General features: G+C 43.3%; 10 protein-coding genes. 8 read left to right on the forward strand and 2 right to left on the reverse strand.

The window, feature by feature from the left end:
- Nucleotides 1-243: 243 nt before the first annotated feature.
- Entirely contained in the window at nt 244-1245 is a 1002-nt protein-coding gene (locus IW644_RS10885; RefSeq protein WP_179982026.1) for a LacI family DNA-binding transcriptional regulator, read from the reverse strand.
- Between the two features lie 310 nt (nt 1246-1555).
- Here IW644_RS10885 and IW644_RS10890 point away from each other — a divergent pair, with 310 nt between their 5' ends.
- The 8 genes from IW644_RS10890 to IW644_RS10925 all read left to right on the forward strand — a co-directional run bounded on the left by IW644_RS10890 (nt 1556) and on the right by IW644_RS10925 (nt 12003).
- Complete coding sequence (locus IW644_RS10890) at nt 1556-2578, forward strand: aldose epimerase family protein (RefSeq protein ID WP_269917614.1); 1023 nt, start codon at nt 1556-1558, stop codon at nt 2576-2578.
- 178 nt (nt 2579-2756) lie between these two features.
- Nucleotides 2757-3812: a UDP-glucose--hexose-1-phosphate uridylyltransferase gene (locus IW644_RS10895; RefSeq protein WP_269917615.1), complete on the forward strand. Its 1056-nt coding sequence runs from the start codon at nt 2757-2759 to the stop codon at nt 3810-3812.
- Entirely contained in the window at nt 3805-4944 is a 1140-nt protein-coding gene (gene galK / locus IW644_RS10900) for a galactokinase (protein WP_269917616.1), read from the forward strand. The genes IW644_RS10895 and galK overlap by 8 nt, the downstream gene beginning before the upstream one ends.
- 360 nt (nt 4945-5304) lie before the next feature.
- Nucleotides 5305-6867: a sodium/sugar symporter gene (locus IW644_RS10905; protein ID WP_269917617.1), complete on the forward strand. Its 1563-nt coding sequence runs from the start codon at nt 5305-5307 to the stop codon at nt 6865-6867.
- Nucleotides 6868-7136: 269 nt separating this feature from the next.
- Nucleotides 7137-7721 carry a single-stranded DNA-binding protein gene (locus IW644_RS10910; protein WP_269917618.1) on the forward strand — a complete coding sequence of 195 codons (585 nt, stop codon included), beginning with the start codon at nt 7137-7139 and terminating at the stop codon, nt 7719-7721.
- Between the two features lie 392 nt (nt 7722-8113).
- Nucleotides 8114-9121 (forward strand): alpha/beta hydrolase family protein, encoded by a 1008-nt coding sequence (locus tag IW644_RS10915; RefSeq protein WP_269917619.1) that lies wholly within the window; start codon nt 8114-8116, stop codon nt 9119-9121.
- Nucleotides 9122-9454: 333 nt separating this feature from the next.
- Nucleotides 9455-10741 carry an alpha/beta hydrolase family protein gene (locus IW644_RS10920; RefSeq protein WP_269917620.1) on the forward strand — a complete coding sequence of 429 codons (1287 nt, stop codon included), beginning with the start codon at nt 9455-9457 and terminating at the stop codon, nt 10739-10741.
- A gap of 170 nt (nt 10742-10911) precedes the next feature.
- The gene (locus IW644_RS10925) at nt 10912-12003 is read left to right on the forward strand and encodes a tetratricopeptide repeat protein (protein WP_269917621.1); all 1092 of its coding nucleotides are present in this window, start codon (nt 10912-10914) and stop codon (nt 12001-12003) included.
- A 66-nt stretch (nt 12004-12069) separates the two neighbouring features.
- Here the strand turns inward: IW644_RS10925 and IW644_RS10930 are convergent, their stop codons facing one another.
- Nucleotides 12070-14199, reverse strand: coding sequence for an alpha-galactosidase (locus IW644_RS10930; protein WP_269917622.1), 2130 nt, complete (start codon nt 14197-14199; stop codon nt 12070-12072).
- Nucleotides 14200-14339: the final 140 nt, after the last annotated feature.

The following is a 14339-nucleotide window of genomic DNA, read 5'->3' on the forward strand; positions in this document are numbered from 1 at the left end:
AGGCTGTTTTTCTAATTGGGGATAAAAATCTAGGGTGAAACGATCAAGCGTGTATTTTTGTCAACAGTTTCGTGAAATAAAATTTTTAGAATGCCATTGCACGGTAATACATCGAATTGCGATTAATCACTCACCAAATTGGCTTTTTACTGTTTAAATAAAATACCCGCCATAGGCGGGTATTTGTTACTTTTAACGTTTGTAAACTATTATCCATGCGGACTGGTAGTATGTTAGCGAAGACTACACTCGCACTACGGAATCTCGCTTAACAACCGTGGGTGTATATTTAAAAGTTAAGCCTTCTTCTGGTTTACTCCCCGACGCGTACTTTAGTGCAAGCTCAGCGGCCTTTGCAGCCATCATTTCGACAGGGTAACGCAGAGTGGTTAATTTAGGGCGACAGTACTTAGCTAGCAATACATCATCATACCCCATTACAGACACTTGTTCGGGCACTGAGATGCCGTGGTCCTGTAGCATGGTCATTGCACCTGATGCCATCGCATCATTATAAGCCAATACAGCAGTGAATTTTGCACCGGTGGCTAGCAAGTTTTGCATTGCCAATTCTCCACCTTCCTGATCAGGCGTTGCGTATTCAATCATGCTTTCGGGTAAGCTGAGCTTTGCGCTATCAATAGCGTTTCTAATCCCTTCAAGACGATGATTCGGATCATCAATACGGTATTGGCTGCTTATTACCGCTACGTTTTCATGCCCTTGGTTAATGGCATACTCTGCCATTAGGCGGCCACCGGTCACGTTATCAAGCCACACGCAGCGATTTGCTATTTCTGGTATGTAACGGTTTATTAAAACAAAACCTGGTACTTGACTAGCAAAGCCAATCAAGGTCTTATCATCAAGTGCTTTGCTGTGCACTACCATGGCTTCAACACGGTGTTCTAACAAGGTTTCGATGGCGCGAAGCTCTGTTTCTTTTTCAATTGACCCAGCACTTAGCAGTATTTGAACGTTATTTTTGCGTGTTATGGATTCAACGCCATGGGCTAACATTGCGAAAAATGGATCGTGCAGTTCAGCAATAACCACACCCAATGAGGCACTGCGTTTAGTTACAAGAGCCCGCGCATTTGCGTTGGGACGGTAGCCCATTTCTTCCATGATTTTTTTAACACGTTGTCGAGTATCGTTGCCTACTTTTGGGCCGTTATTGATAACCCTGGATACTGTGGCTAACGAAACGCCAGCGGCTTGGGCTATATCTTTTATTGTTGCCATTTTCTCTTTAACTTTGTTTTTTTAATGCATTGAAGACCTTGGGGTCTGATTGGCATAGCGTACATTATATTTACATAAAAAGGTAAAATTCTCACTTTCTGTGCTATGGCGGCATATCTCAAGCAATAGATAAAACTATCAAGTGGTTTTACCATACACAGTTCCTCACCAAACCCCTGTCAAAAAGAATGGAAAACGTATAACCTTTTAGTAATTCTGAACGCTCTACCGATTCTAAAACTTTTCAGGCGAGCACGAAAAATTGCCCGAGATTAATTAATTGAGCACCCGATAAGGTAAAATAATTGTTATGAAAATCAACGTATCGACATTTGGTGAAGTAAGCGGCAAAGCTGTTAATGCTTTTACTTTAAGCAATGACAACGGGATGTCAGTTACCTTGCTCAACTATGGTGGAATTATCAAGGAACTCTATTTTCCCAACGCGAAGGGCGAGTTGATTAGCTGTATTCAAACTTTTGATGCGTTGCAGGGCTATATTGATGACCCTAGCTATCGCGGTGCAATTGTAGGGCGCTACGCTAATAGAATAGGGAATGGCACATTTACTTTAAACGGCCAGCAATACAGGTTAGATAAAAACGGCGGAGAGCATAATCTTCACGGGGGGCATGCCGGCTTTCACAAAAAATTGTGGCAAGCTAGTACCCAAGAATCACCCGATAGTGCCAGTGTAACATTTACCTTATCTAGCCCAAACGGCGAGGGTGGCTTTCCTGGAAATATTAATGTTGAAGCCTGTTATACACTTGATCAGTTCAACGAGTTGTCCCTTGTAATTAAAGCAACGACAGATGAAGAAACACCCCTTAGTTTCACCCAACATGCTTACTTTACGCTAAGTAACGATGAGAAAGTGGGTAGTACACTGCTACATATCGATGCAAAAAAGGTGACGGATGCAGATAGTACGCTGTTGCCAACCGGTGATTTAGTTGATGTTGCTGATACACCCTTTGATTTCACTTCACTTAGTAAAATAGAAGAAAGGGCTAAACAAGACAATTCACATCCATTGCTTGACCGAGTAGGCGGCTACGACCACAACTATGTGCTTCAAGCAGCTTCAGGAAATGCGCCACAAGCTACGGTTAAAGCACCGGATACCGGCGTTACAATGGAACTATACACTAGCCTTCCCGGGCTGCAGTTTTATACGGGAAGTTTAAAAGACAGCGATCAGCTAGGCGCCCTATGTTTAGAGCCTCAGCATTTCCCTGATGCACCGAATAAACCGTCGTTTCCAAATTGTTTTGTAAAGCCGGGTGAAACTTATGAAGAAACGATTCGATATAAGTTCAGCGCTGAGTAAATTCACTGAATTATTAAAAGAAAATTAATTGTTATTAATTTAACAATTATTTTTCTTTGTTAGTTAATTGATAAACAGCATAGCTTGCTATATTATTGCTAGGGTAAACGTTTAACCCTTAAGTGTTATGCAAAAGCGTTATGCTAGAGCTTAACCGGCCTATTCAGAGAGAGTGATTATGGGAACCCCTTTCGACCCAACCAATGATCCACATCGCCGTTATAACCCGTTGTTGGGCGAGTGGGTGCTAGTATCGCCACACCGTGCTAAGCGTCCTTGGCAGGGGGCTTCTGAAGAGCCGAATAACGAACAAAAGCCATCTTACGACCCTACTTGTTATTTGTGCCCGTCTAACACTCGTGTAAACGGCGAAGTAAATCCCGACTATAAAGGGACGTTCGTTTTTCAAAACGATTTTGCTGCGCTTAAGCAAGACACTGAGCAAGCCAGTGAGAAAAAAGGCCTGTTCCAATTTGAAACAGAGCAAGGCTGTAGTCGCGTTATTTGTTTTTCTCCTGATCACAGTAAAACACTTCCTGAACTTACTGACGAAGAACGGGTAGATGTGGTTAACACGTGGAAAGAACAAACCGCTGAACTGGGTGAAAGCTATCGTTGGGTGCAGGTTTTTGAAAACAAAGGCTCAATGATGGGGTGTTCAAACCCTCACCCACATGGTCAGGTATGGGCGCAGCAGCATATTCCCACAGACCCAGCAAAAAAATTGGTACAGCTGAAGCAGTACTTTGGTGAAAACAACGCACCTATGTTGTTAGATTACGCAGAGCAAGAAGTGATTAAGCAAGAGCGCGTAGTATGCCAAAACGATGATTGGGTGGTTGTGGTTCCATATTGGGCTGCATGGCCATTTGAAACGTTATTACTGCCGCGTTTTAATGTTCAATCTTTGCATAAGCTATCTGATTCGCAATCTCTTTCACTTGCCAAAATAATTGGTGAGATAACAGCGAAATACGACAATTTATTTGAGACGTCTTTCCCATATTCAATGGGTTGGCACAGTGCGCCATTTGATAATGAAGACCACCCTGAGTGGACGCTTCATGCACATTTCTTCCCTCCGCTATTGCGCTCAGCAAGTGTTCGCAAGTTTATGGTTGGATACGAAATGATGGCCGAAGCACAACGAGATTTGACCCCTGAACAGGCGGCAGACAGATTAAAAGCACTGCCTACGGTGCACTACAAACAACGTGAGAATACTAATGGATAACCAAGTACTTTCTTCTAAATTTGAAGCGCATTACGGCAACGAGCCAACGCTAATAGCACACGCCCCTGGCCGAGTGAACATCATTGGTGAGCACACCGATTATAACGAAGGGTTCGTCTTTCCGGCTGCTATCAACTTTGGTACTTGGGTAGCGGCAACGAAGCGCAACGATAATGACATTCTAGTTACTGCTATGGACTACGAAAATCAGCAGAACCAGTTCTCATTGTCAGACATTAATTACGACGAGGAACAAGGTTGGGCAAACTATGTTCGCGGCGTAGTGAAAGTACTAAAAGAGGCTATGCCAGATTTTGGCGGCGCAAATTTGTTGGTAACGGGTAATGTTCCACAAGGCGCCGGTTTGAGCTCTTCAGCGTCTTTTGAAGTGGCAATACTGAAAGCCTTAAGCGCTTTGTATGAATTGCCTCTTGATGGTGTGCAAGCTGCGCTATTAGGTCAAAAAGCAGAAAACACTTTCGTAGGCTGTTCGTGCGGAATCATGGATCAGTTAATTTCAGCCATGGGCAACGAAGGTATGGCAATGCTGCTTGATTGCCAGTCATTAGCCATCGAGCATTCACCGCTTCCAGATTCGCACCAAATCGTGATTATCAATTCGAATGTGAAACGTGGCTTGGTAGACAGCGAGTATAACTTGCGTCGTCAGCAGTGCGAGCAAGGTGCATCGCTACTGGGTGTTTCATCGTTGCGCGAAGCGACCATGGAGATGCTAGAAGAAGCCAAAGCACACATGCCTGAAGTGGTTTATCGCCGAGCAAAGCATATCATTACTGAAAACGCGCGTACTTTAGCAGCAAGTCAGGCGTTAAAGTCTGGTGATATTGAAACGGTAAGCGACGCTATGGCGCAGTCTCACGTTTCTATGCGTGACGATTTCGAAATTACCGTACGCCCAATTGATTATTTGGTTGAGATTATCGGTGAAGTACTTGGTAAATCTGGAGGTGTCCGCATGACGGGCGGTGGTTTTGGTGGCTGCGTAGTGGCGCTTGCCCCTACAGACAAAGTTGATGCTGTGAAGAAAGTAGTAGCAGACAAATACTTTGACGAAACTGGCTATCATGCAGATATCTATGTGTGCACCGCAACACAAGGCGCATTTGCCTAAAGATAAATCAGCAGGAACAAAGATTTTAGATACACATCACTCCCTCTTTCTAAACAATCCTATTCGCTAGAATTGTTTGTGTCCCTTAAGCCGCTTCCATAGGTAGCGGCTTTTTTTTACAAAATTGCACATTTCTTGTTAAAAAATATCAACAAAGTGTGTTACTAATACTACCCGCAATAACACGATGCGTTTATCGGTGGTTTTCTGACCGGTTGACGGTTTATCGTAGAATGCGAAAAACGCGTATTGATACGTGACACTGGTGTGGCAAAAAACAATAAAATAATAAAAACAATTTTTCACCTGTGTACCCTGCATAATAATCGCCGCACCCAAAATAAAAACTTTGGGAAAATTATGAAATTAGCATCAATAGATATCACATTATTCGTGATATACGTCGTCGCGCTTGTCACAATTGCGTGGTGGGTTTCTCGCGAAAAGCAGGGGCATCAGAAAGACACAAACGACTACTTTCTAGCAGGCTCAAGCTTGCCATGGTGGGCGATTGGCGCATCGTTAATTGCCGCCAATATTTCCGCCGAACAAATTATTGGTATGTCTGGCTCAGGCTACCAATTAGGTCTTGCTATAGCGTCGTATGAATGGATGGCCGCCATTACACTGCTTATCGTGGGCAAATTCTTTTTACCTATCTTTTTAAAACATAAAATATACACCATGCCTCAATTCTTAGAGCAGCGGTACGATCATCGCGTGCGCAAAGTAATGGCAATATTCTGGTTAGGCGTTTACGTATTCGTAAACCTTACTGCTGTATTGTGGTTGGGTGCTCTGGCTATTAACACTATTGCTGGTGTAGATATGGTTTACGGTATGATGTTCTTAGGCCTTTTCTCGCTAGCCTACTCACTTTATGGCGGCCTGAAAGCGGTAGCGTTAACCGACATTATTCAAGTGGTGCTGTTAGTCATTGGCGGGCTGTTCCTGTCGTATACCGCGTTAAACCTAATCAGCGATGGAAACGGTGTTATTCAAGGTTTTGTCGATTTAACCAATAAACTACCTGAAAAATTCGACATGATTTTGTCAAAAGACAATCCGCACTATATGGACTTACCGGGCATTTCTGTACTGGTTGGTGGTATGTGGATAATGAACCTGTCGTACTGGGGCTTTAACCAGTACATCATTCAGCGTACGTTGGCGGCAAAGAGTGTGCAAGAAGCCCAAAAAGGTATCGCGTTTGCGGCATTCCTTAAGTTACTTATGCCGTTAATTGTGGTGTTGCCTGGCATAGCTGCGGTACTAATTGTGCCTGACCTAGCTAAGCCTGACCAAGCTTATCCAAGCTTGATGACGCTAATGCCTGTTGGCCTTAAAGGTATTATCTTCGCCGCGCTTGTGGCGGCAATTGTGTCATCACTAGCTTCAATGACAAACAGTGTGTCCACTATCTTTACTATGGACCTTTATAAAGATAAGCGCCCTAACGAGTCGCAGCAACATTACGTTAAAGTAGGGCGAATTGTAAGCTTGATAGCGCTTATCATAGCAATGGTTGTGGCTAAACCTCTTTTAGGCAATTTCGATCAAGCATTCCAATACATTCAAGAGTTTACCGGTTTCTTTACGCCAGGTATCTGCGCGCTGTTCGTATTGGGTATGTTCTGGAAGAAAACCACGGCAAACGGTGGCCTGCTTGCAGCGTTAGGTTCATTTTTATTAAGCATTGTGTTTAGACAGTTCTGGCCTGAATTGCCGTTTATCGACCGTGTTGGGCTCGTATTCCTGCTTTGTGTTGCTTTAGCTGTGGTTGTTTCTCTGCTAGAGAAGAAAGGCATTAGTGAAAATGCGGTTGACCTGAATGAAGTGCAGTTCAAAACCACAAGTGGGTTTAACGTAGCGTCAATCGCCGTAGTGATTTTGACCGCAGCGTTTTATATTACGTGGTGGTAGTAAGTACAAGAGGCCGTTTCTAATAGTAACGCTCTAACTCAGCTCTGCTCAAAACAACGCGAAAGTTCAGAAGACGCTGACAATAAATTTTGTTAAGTTCTAGAACGTGTTGCAGTTAGTGAGGTAAACGTGAGGCGAAAAATTTCAAATTTCCCACATAAAATACGATATACTAACCGGCTAATATTCGATGAACTTTCGCGCTTGCTGATGTCTTACTTAATGAAGAGTTATACAGCAAGCCACTAAAAACGTTACAGGAGACATCAATGGCAACGAAAGGCGTTAATAAGGTTATTCTTGTTGGAAACCTTGGCAATGATCCTGAAGTTAGATACATGCCTAACGGAAACGCCGTTGCGAACTTAAGCCTAGCAACTAGCGAAAGCTGGAAAGACCAACAAGGTCAGGTTCAAGAGCGCACTGAGTGGCACCGCCTTACAATGTACCGTCGCTTAGCAGAAATTGCCGGAGAGTACCTGAAAAAGGGCTCGCAGATTTACGTTGAAGGTAAACTGCAAACGCGCAAGTGGCAAGATCAGCAAGGTCAGGATAGGTACACTACCGAAATTATCGTAGACCAAATGCAAATGCTTGGCGGTCGCGGCGGTGAAGGCGGTGGTGGTAACGGTGGTTACCAACGTCCTCAAAACAACCAAGGTGGTTACAACCAAGCACCAGCGCAGGGCGGCTATAACCAAGCGCCACAGCAAGGCGGTGGTCAACAAGGTGGTTACAATCAAAACCAAGGTGGCGGCTATAATCAAGCGCCTCAAGGTGGTAACCAAGGTCAGCCTAAGAACCCACCAATGGCTGAGCCAGACTTTGACTTCGACGACGACATTCCGTTCTAGCTTACGTATAACTTAAAAGTGTAAATATAAATCACTTTTAACCACGCTTTTTATCCAAACCCAGTGTAAAAACTGGGTTTTTTGTTTTTTATTTTCGCTCTTTTTTTGTTGCACTAAAGCAAGGGCTGAATATGTAAAAAAACTCCTGCAAATCTCTTTTGATCTGTCTTCACTGGGTTTTAGCAAACAATTACTAGAGCGGCTAATTAAGTTAATATCGCAAGTTCAACGCCGGATGTCCAAAAGCCAAGTAATTCCTTTAAAAGAGAAAGTTCTTGCATAGGATTGCTTCGCTGGTGTCTTTTAGACTATTGTTTTAAATCTCAGCGTAACAATTGGCTCCCTATTCAAAAACATAATGGAATAGTTCAACAAAACAAAAAGGATTTTTTATGGAACGATACATACTTTTAGCTTCCTTGCTATTACCTTCATTTTTAGCTTCGGCATCAAATTTACTCGATCATGAGCTCGTTAAAAATGAGAGAAGCTGCTTTAGTTGGGTATTTTCAGACTATGGTTCTTGGCGGAACCAAATGAAAAAGAAATACGAAAAAAGCGCAAAATCAGAAGAAACAGTAGATAAAAAGCTTGCGTGGTTTGATTCAATGTTTACGCAAGAAAAATATGACCTTTATAAGAGTAGTTTAGACTGCAGCACATTTGAATATGAAGTCGATTCTCACATGGTTAAAGGGTATGTTATCAAACCAAAGGGAGCTGATAAAAAACTCCCTGTACTTGTTTATAATCGAGGTGGAAATGGTAATTTTGGCGGTGTAGTTTTCGGCTCAATGATGCATAACTTATTCCCTATTGCACAAGAGGGCTTTGTTATCGTCGGAAGTCAATATAGAGGAACACATACCAAATTTGATACGTTAGATGAGTTTGGTGGGGAAGATGTTAAAGACGTTACTGCCTTATTAGACTTGATACCTTCGATAAGTGGAGCTGACTCAAATAGGGTTGGAATGTATGGTGCGAGCCGCGGAGGTATGCAAACACATTTAGCGCTGAAGCATAGTAATAACATTAAAGCTATCGCTACCATTGCTGGAAATACGGATCTAGCCAAAGGATTAACCTATCGTCCAGAGATGGAAAAAGTATATAAAAAGCGAATTCCCAACTACCTAGAAAATAAGCAGCAAGAATTAGATAGAAGATCGGTACTAAAGTGGGTGGATGAATTATCACCAAATGTGCCAATTTTACTTTTACACGGTACAGCTGATAAGCGGGTTTCCGTTAAGCATTCCGAAGACTTCGCCTCTGAATTAGTTAAATATAATATCCCTCATAAGCTGGTATTGTACCCTAACGACAATCATGGACTTTTTAAAAATAAAGAAGCGGTTAATAACGAACTCGTGAGCTGGTTCGGTAAGCACCTATAACTGTACACTAGTGAGCTGGTCGCGGCTTTTGGATGTTACTTTCCTAAAGCCTGTGTTTCCTGCTAGCAGGCTAATTGAATGCAGTACAGTCAGCACTAGGGTGGTTGTAGCAAGTCGCACTTTTATTTGAGGACTGCAAATAAAACTGAAATTCTTAGATTAATAAGTGACTGTTCAAGGAAGCGCCATAAATTGAAAAAGTAATACGTTTCACCTTTTCAATCATTGCTTCTTATTGTTTCTAATTACCATTATAAATAGCGCATATCTTGCTCCTCACTCGTTAAAAGGTATTATTATTTTATTAACTAATTAGAAAAAATGCCTATCATCATGAAAACGTTATCCCTACTTGCTAGTACCATCGCTTTGGTTTCAGCAACCGCCATCGTTTCACCTTCAGTATCAGCTGCTCAAAAGCTGTATAAACCCTTTCCTGCCGACGTGATGCCGTCGCTCAGTGAGAAAGGTACACATACAGTTGGCGTAAAAACTATTGATGCCACGTATCCAGAAAAAGTAAAAGATATTGCTGGAAATGATGTCGAGCGTAAGTTGACCCTAGAGGTCTGGTATCCAGCTTCAAGTGCTGCTGAGACGGCAACGTATGTGAATGAAACACGAAGTGGTCAAGTATTTGAAATTGAGGGTGATGCAAGCCGCGATGCGCCTATTGCCGCAGCAGAATCTGAATACCCGGTGGTGGTTATATCTCACGGGTATACTGGCTATCGCACGCTTATGTATTATTTAGGTGAACACCTTGCGTCTCACGGCTATGTAGTAGCAGCAATCGACCACACAGATTCTACGAATAAAGATGTTAATTTTGCAGAAAACCCATATTCAGGTTTTCCAAGCACATTACTAAACCGCTCACGAGACCAAGTACTTACTTTAAACAGCATCAGCGAAAACGAATTTTTCAAAGAGAGTGTTGACGCAAGTAAAGCTGGGGTAATTGGTTATTCAATGGGAGGCTATGGTGCCGTAAGTACAGTCGGTGGTTGTTATGCATTTAACGATCAAACAGCAGCAACCTTTACCGGTACACAAGACCCTAAAGTGGCAGCCCTTGTTAAAGACGCGCTAAATACTTGCGCCGGTGGCGAAGAAAGTAGCAAAGATGTGCTGCCAGCTTGGAAAGCAGCGCTAGCGCTTGCCCCATGGGGCGGGCAACATCAGCTTTTTGACGTTGAATCACTTAACAATATCAAGGTACCCGTTCTTTATGTGGCGGGTGATAACGACGATATTTCTGGTTACGATGGTATTAAATGGTTATTCGAAAATACCGGCAGTGAAGGCTCTAAGCTACTTACCGTTAAAAATGCGCGTCATAATGTCGCACCTCACCCCGCCCCGAAAGAAGCCTATGGCAGCGAGTTTGATTTGGGCAGCTACATTGAACCTGCGTGGGAAGTGCAAAAGCTGAATGCTATCAACGAGCACTTCGCGTTAGCGCTTATGAATTGCCATGTGAAAGGTTTAAAAGATGATTGTGAATACCTGAACGTGAGTGGCAGTAGTGCCCAAGTACCCGTAGACGGTAAGAAGCCAGAGCCTTGGAAGGGATTCGACGACCGATGGGCATTGGGTCTAGAGATGGACAGCAAATAAAAGTTTGAAAAGGGTGCTTCGGCATCCTTTTTTAATTTTGTTACATATTTATTTTCTATCGTAACGCATAGTGGCGTAATGTAAGACTGCTTCTATCAATCATTGATAGTAAAAAGCGCTTTAAAGCGGTATTTCGGGCTACTCATAAACTAAACCATAAGGAAGTGAAAATGCGTAAATCTACTGTGTCAGCACTATGTGCATGTTCTATTTTGTTAATGTCAGCAGCGGCTATTACCCAAAGCCATGCAGCAGCACAAGACGTTGCTACAGCGAACGCCGATGAGGTAGCAAGGCTAAAGACCTACTTCAAACAAGGCGACTTTAAATACGTTGTAGAATCCCTCGAAGCCGTTAAAGGCAAATCGCCAGAACAGCACAACATGCTTATTTCTGCCCTGATGAACATAGATTTAGACGATGCCGAGGAGGCAGCAGAGCAGTTTATTCAGGATTACAGTGATAACTATAAGGCTTACCATACACATGCAAGCGTGATGGGAGCCCAAGCCTCAAGTAGTATATTTTCAGCCCTAGGCTATGCGAAAAAAGCAAAAGAGAGTTTAGAAAAAGCAGTGGAAATCGCCCCAGAAGAGGTTGCTGTTTACCAAGCCTTAATGCAGTTTCACTTAATGGCTCCTTCTATTGCAGGAGGGGACATGGATGAAGCCATGACACTTGCGCAAACAATTTCAAAACTAGATGCTACCGAAGGTCGGTTTGCCTTAGCTAAGGTTTATTTGGAGAAAGATAACCAAGCAGAAGCAGAAGCAATCTTTGCCTCTTTAATTGAAGATGATAGTACCCAAATTCGCGCTAGGGTTGAGCTAGGTAGTTTCTATTTAGGTAATGAGCAGTACGCGGCATCTTACGATATTTTGTTGCCTTTATCAGATACAGATGTGGCTGCAGTTTCGAAAACGGATACTGAGGCTTGGGATACTTATCAAAAGCGTAAAGCCAGTCTTATGTATGGAAAGTATCGCTTAGGGCAAGTTGCTGTTGAAAGTGGCGAGTACACAACTTCAGGTATAAACGCGCTAAAAAGCTATTTGGAGGACTACCAGATTGCGACCATTGATACTGAAGGTCTACCAACAGCTAATTGGGCTCAGCTACGTTTAGCTGAACTTCTTCTTAATGCAGATAAGGTAAATGAAGCGCAAAACCTTGTTGAGGCAATAAAAGAAGAGAAAGATGAACGTTTTGCTAAGACACTCAAAAAAATCAAAAAGGCACTAAAAAAGCGAGCGGCGGTGTAATACCGCGTAGCTCGCTTACTCTAATTTTTCTTAGGCAGCGCTTAGAAAGCCATAGCGTTTAGAAAACTACAGGGCTTTAACAGTATAAATCAGGGCTGTTTGTGGGAAGAGTACCGGCAACTGCATACCGTATTTCATCAAGACTTCGCCAGAGAACACTTGTCCTTCAGTTTGCTGCAAAATTGAAGGAGTGTATTCTTTCAGCTTTTCAGGCCACACACGCTCAATGGTGTATTGCTTGTTAGCGTCAAGCCCTGCGAAGTAGAAACGGTTAGGCGTAGTGCGTACGGTTTCTGTAACACTGTTATATGCAAAAATACCCTCCTGCTTGTCTTTCGACACATAACCAAATTTCACATTCATGCCGTCATCATCCATGCGGAATAGGTCGCCGCCGTGGGTAATATGACGATATTTCTTATAAAGCGAAATGGCGTCGGTTAGCACGCTTTGCTCGTGGTCTGTTAGTTCACGCGGGTCCATTTCTATGCCCATATGACCAAATAAGGCTACGGCAGAACGAATCTCAATAGGTAGGTTACGACCTGTAATATGGCAGTCACGCGGACCTACGTGGGCGCCCATTACTTCAGATGGGAAGAAGTAAGAGCAGCCGCGCTGAATATATAAGCGGTCTAGTGCATCGTTAGAATCTGACGTCCAGAAGCGATCTGTGTGTGGCAATATGCCTAAATCTACACGTCCGCCGCCTGAGCAACAGCTTTCTATTTCAATGCCTGGCTTGGCCGCTTTTACACGGTCAATTAAGCTGTAAAGCGCTGCCATTTGGCCGTGCATTGCCGGTTTGCCTTGAAGGTTACCAGGGTGGTTTACGTCGCGGTTCATGTCCCATTTGATGTAGCTTATTTTTGGATAGGCTTTAAGTACATCAGTAATAACTTTATAAAGGTACTCAACCACTTCTGGATTGGTTAAATCTAGAACGTATTGGTTTCTAAATGGCACATGAGGGTTGTTTTCAGTTTGAAGTGCCCATTCGGGATGCGCGCGATATAAGTCGCTATCTGGGTTAACCATTTCTGGCTCAAACCAAATGCCGAATTCCATGCCAAGACCAGTAACATGGTCAATTAACCCGTCTAGTCCTTCAGGGTAGATGGCTTCATCTACAAACCAGTCACCAAGCCCAGCTTTGTCGTTTCTGCGGCCTTTGAACCATCCATCGTCTAAAACGAAGCGCTCAATACCTAGCGGTGCTACCTTGTCAGCCAAGGCTTTAAGTTCTTCTTCGTTATGATCGAAATAAATGCCTTCCCACGTGTTGTAGTGAACTGGGCGAGGCTTAGACTCAGCGCTATGGTTTAGCACGTTGCTACGTATAAAATTGTGGAACTGTTGCGATAGGGATGAGAAACCTTCACAGCCATAGCCGGTATAAAGCACCGGAGATGTGTAGCTGTCCCCTGCATCAAGTACCACTTCACCAGGAAACAGTAATTCACCGAACTGAACATAACTTCTGCCATCAGCCATGAGTTCGGCGCGAAGCTTATGGTTTGCTGAGGCACCAAGGTGGTAACCATAGCACTCACCGTTAAGCTCGCCTGTTCCATCTGGAAATGCAATTAAACCAGGAAAAGTATCGTGAGAGGTTTTGCCACGACGGTTTTCACGCACGTAGCTGCCAAAGAATAAGTCGTGATCTTTGGTTTGGAATTCAGCAGACCAACGACCTTCAAATGTCTTAATTTTACTAACCGTTGTAGGAAGTGGAAGGCTAGCAGCATTCAGGTAATTGAGGTTCAGTGCACTGCTGCCGGTGTTTTCTACACGAGAAACATATTTTACAACGCTGGTCGCGGTATCAAGCTCTACATTTGTAATAAGGCGCATACCGCGATGCGCATCTTCAGCAATGAAGGCAACCGATTGAGCATCTTGATTTATCTCTACTAAATTAAAGCCTGCTGACCACTGGTCCGCATCACCGGAAACTTCAAGGCCTGGCTGTCCTGTCCAACCTTCACCATGGGTTGGCACTAAAGTAATGGGTGGCTCTATTACTGGCGCACACTTAGCTTCTTGGCGTGTATTTAAAACGCTAAGCATTTCAGGCGTTGTGCTGTCACTTAATGGCGCACCATAGTAAATGACTTTTGGCATACGACCCTGACAGTCGAATATTAAGGTGACTTTTTCGTTCGACAGGCGTACGAATTGAGAAAGTGACGACATAAAAACCTCAGCGTTAATAAAACGTAAATTAGGTGGTGATACAACTTTTTTACAACGTAAGTAGTGACTTCTTACGGCATAATTTCGCATATTAAATCACGTTCACTATACCTATTCTACAATTTTAGGGTAAACGTTTT

The sequence above is a fragment of the Alteromonas sp. PRIM-21 genome, from assembly GCF_027563165.1.
GTDB classification, from domain to species: domain Bacteria; phylum Pseudomonadota; class Gammaproteobacteria; order Enterobacterales; family Alteromonadaceae; genus Alteromonas; species Alteromonas macleodii_A.

Bases quoted from the DNA above. Each gene is read 5' to 3' on its own strand.
- IW644_RS10885 (WP_179982026.1), bottom strand. From the start codon at position 1,245: ATGGCAACAATAAAAGATATAGCCCAAGCCGCTGGCGTTTCGTTAGCC.
- IW644_RS10890 (WP_269917614.1), top strand. From the start codon at position 1,556: ATGAAAATCAACGTATCGACATTTGGTGAAGTAAGCGGCAAAGCTGTT.
- IW644_RS10895 (WP_269917615.1), top strand. From the start codon at position 2,757: ATGGGAACCCCTTTCGACCCAACCAATGATCCACATCGCCGTTATAAC.
- galK (WP_269917616.1), top strand. From the start codon at position 3,805: ATGGATAACCAAGTACTTTCTTCTAAATTTGAAGCGCATTACGGCAAC.
- IW644_RS10905 (WP_269917617.1), top strand. From the start codon at position 5,305: ATGAAATTAGCATCAATAGATATCACATTATTCGTGATATACGTCGTC.
- IW644_RS10910 (WP_269917618.1), top strand. From the start codon at position 7,137: ATGGCAACGAAAGGCGTTAATAAGGTTATTCTTGTTGGAAACCTTGGC.
- IW644_RS10915 (WP_269917619.1), top strand. From the start codon at position 8,114: ATGGAACGATACATACTTTTAGCTTCCTTGCTATTACCTTCATTTTTA.
- IW644_RS10920 (WP_269917620.1), top strand. From the start codon at position 9,455: ATGAAAACGTTATCCCTACTTGCTAGTACCATCGCTTTGGTTTCAGCA.
- IW644_RS10925 (WP_269917621.1), top strand. From the start codon at position 10,912: ATGCGTAAATCTACTGTGTCAGCACTATGTGCATGTTCTATTTTGTTA.
- IW644_RS10930 (WP_269917622.1), bottom strand. From the start codon at position 14,199: ATGTCGTCACTTTCTCAATTCGTACGCCTGTCGAACGAAAAAGTCACC.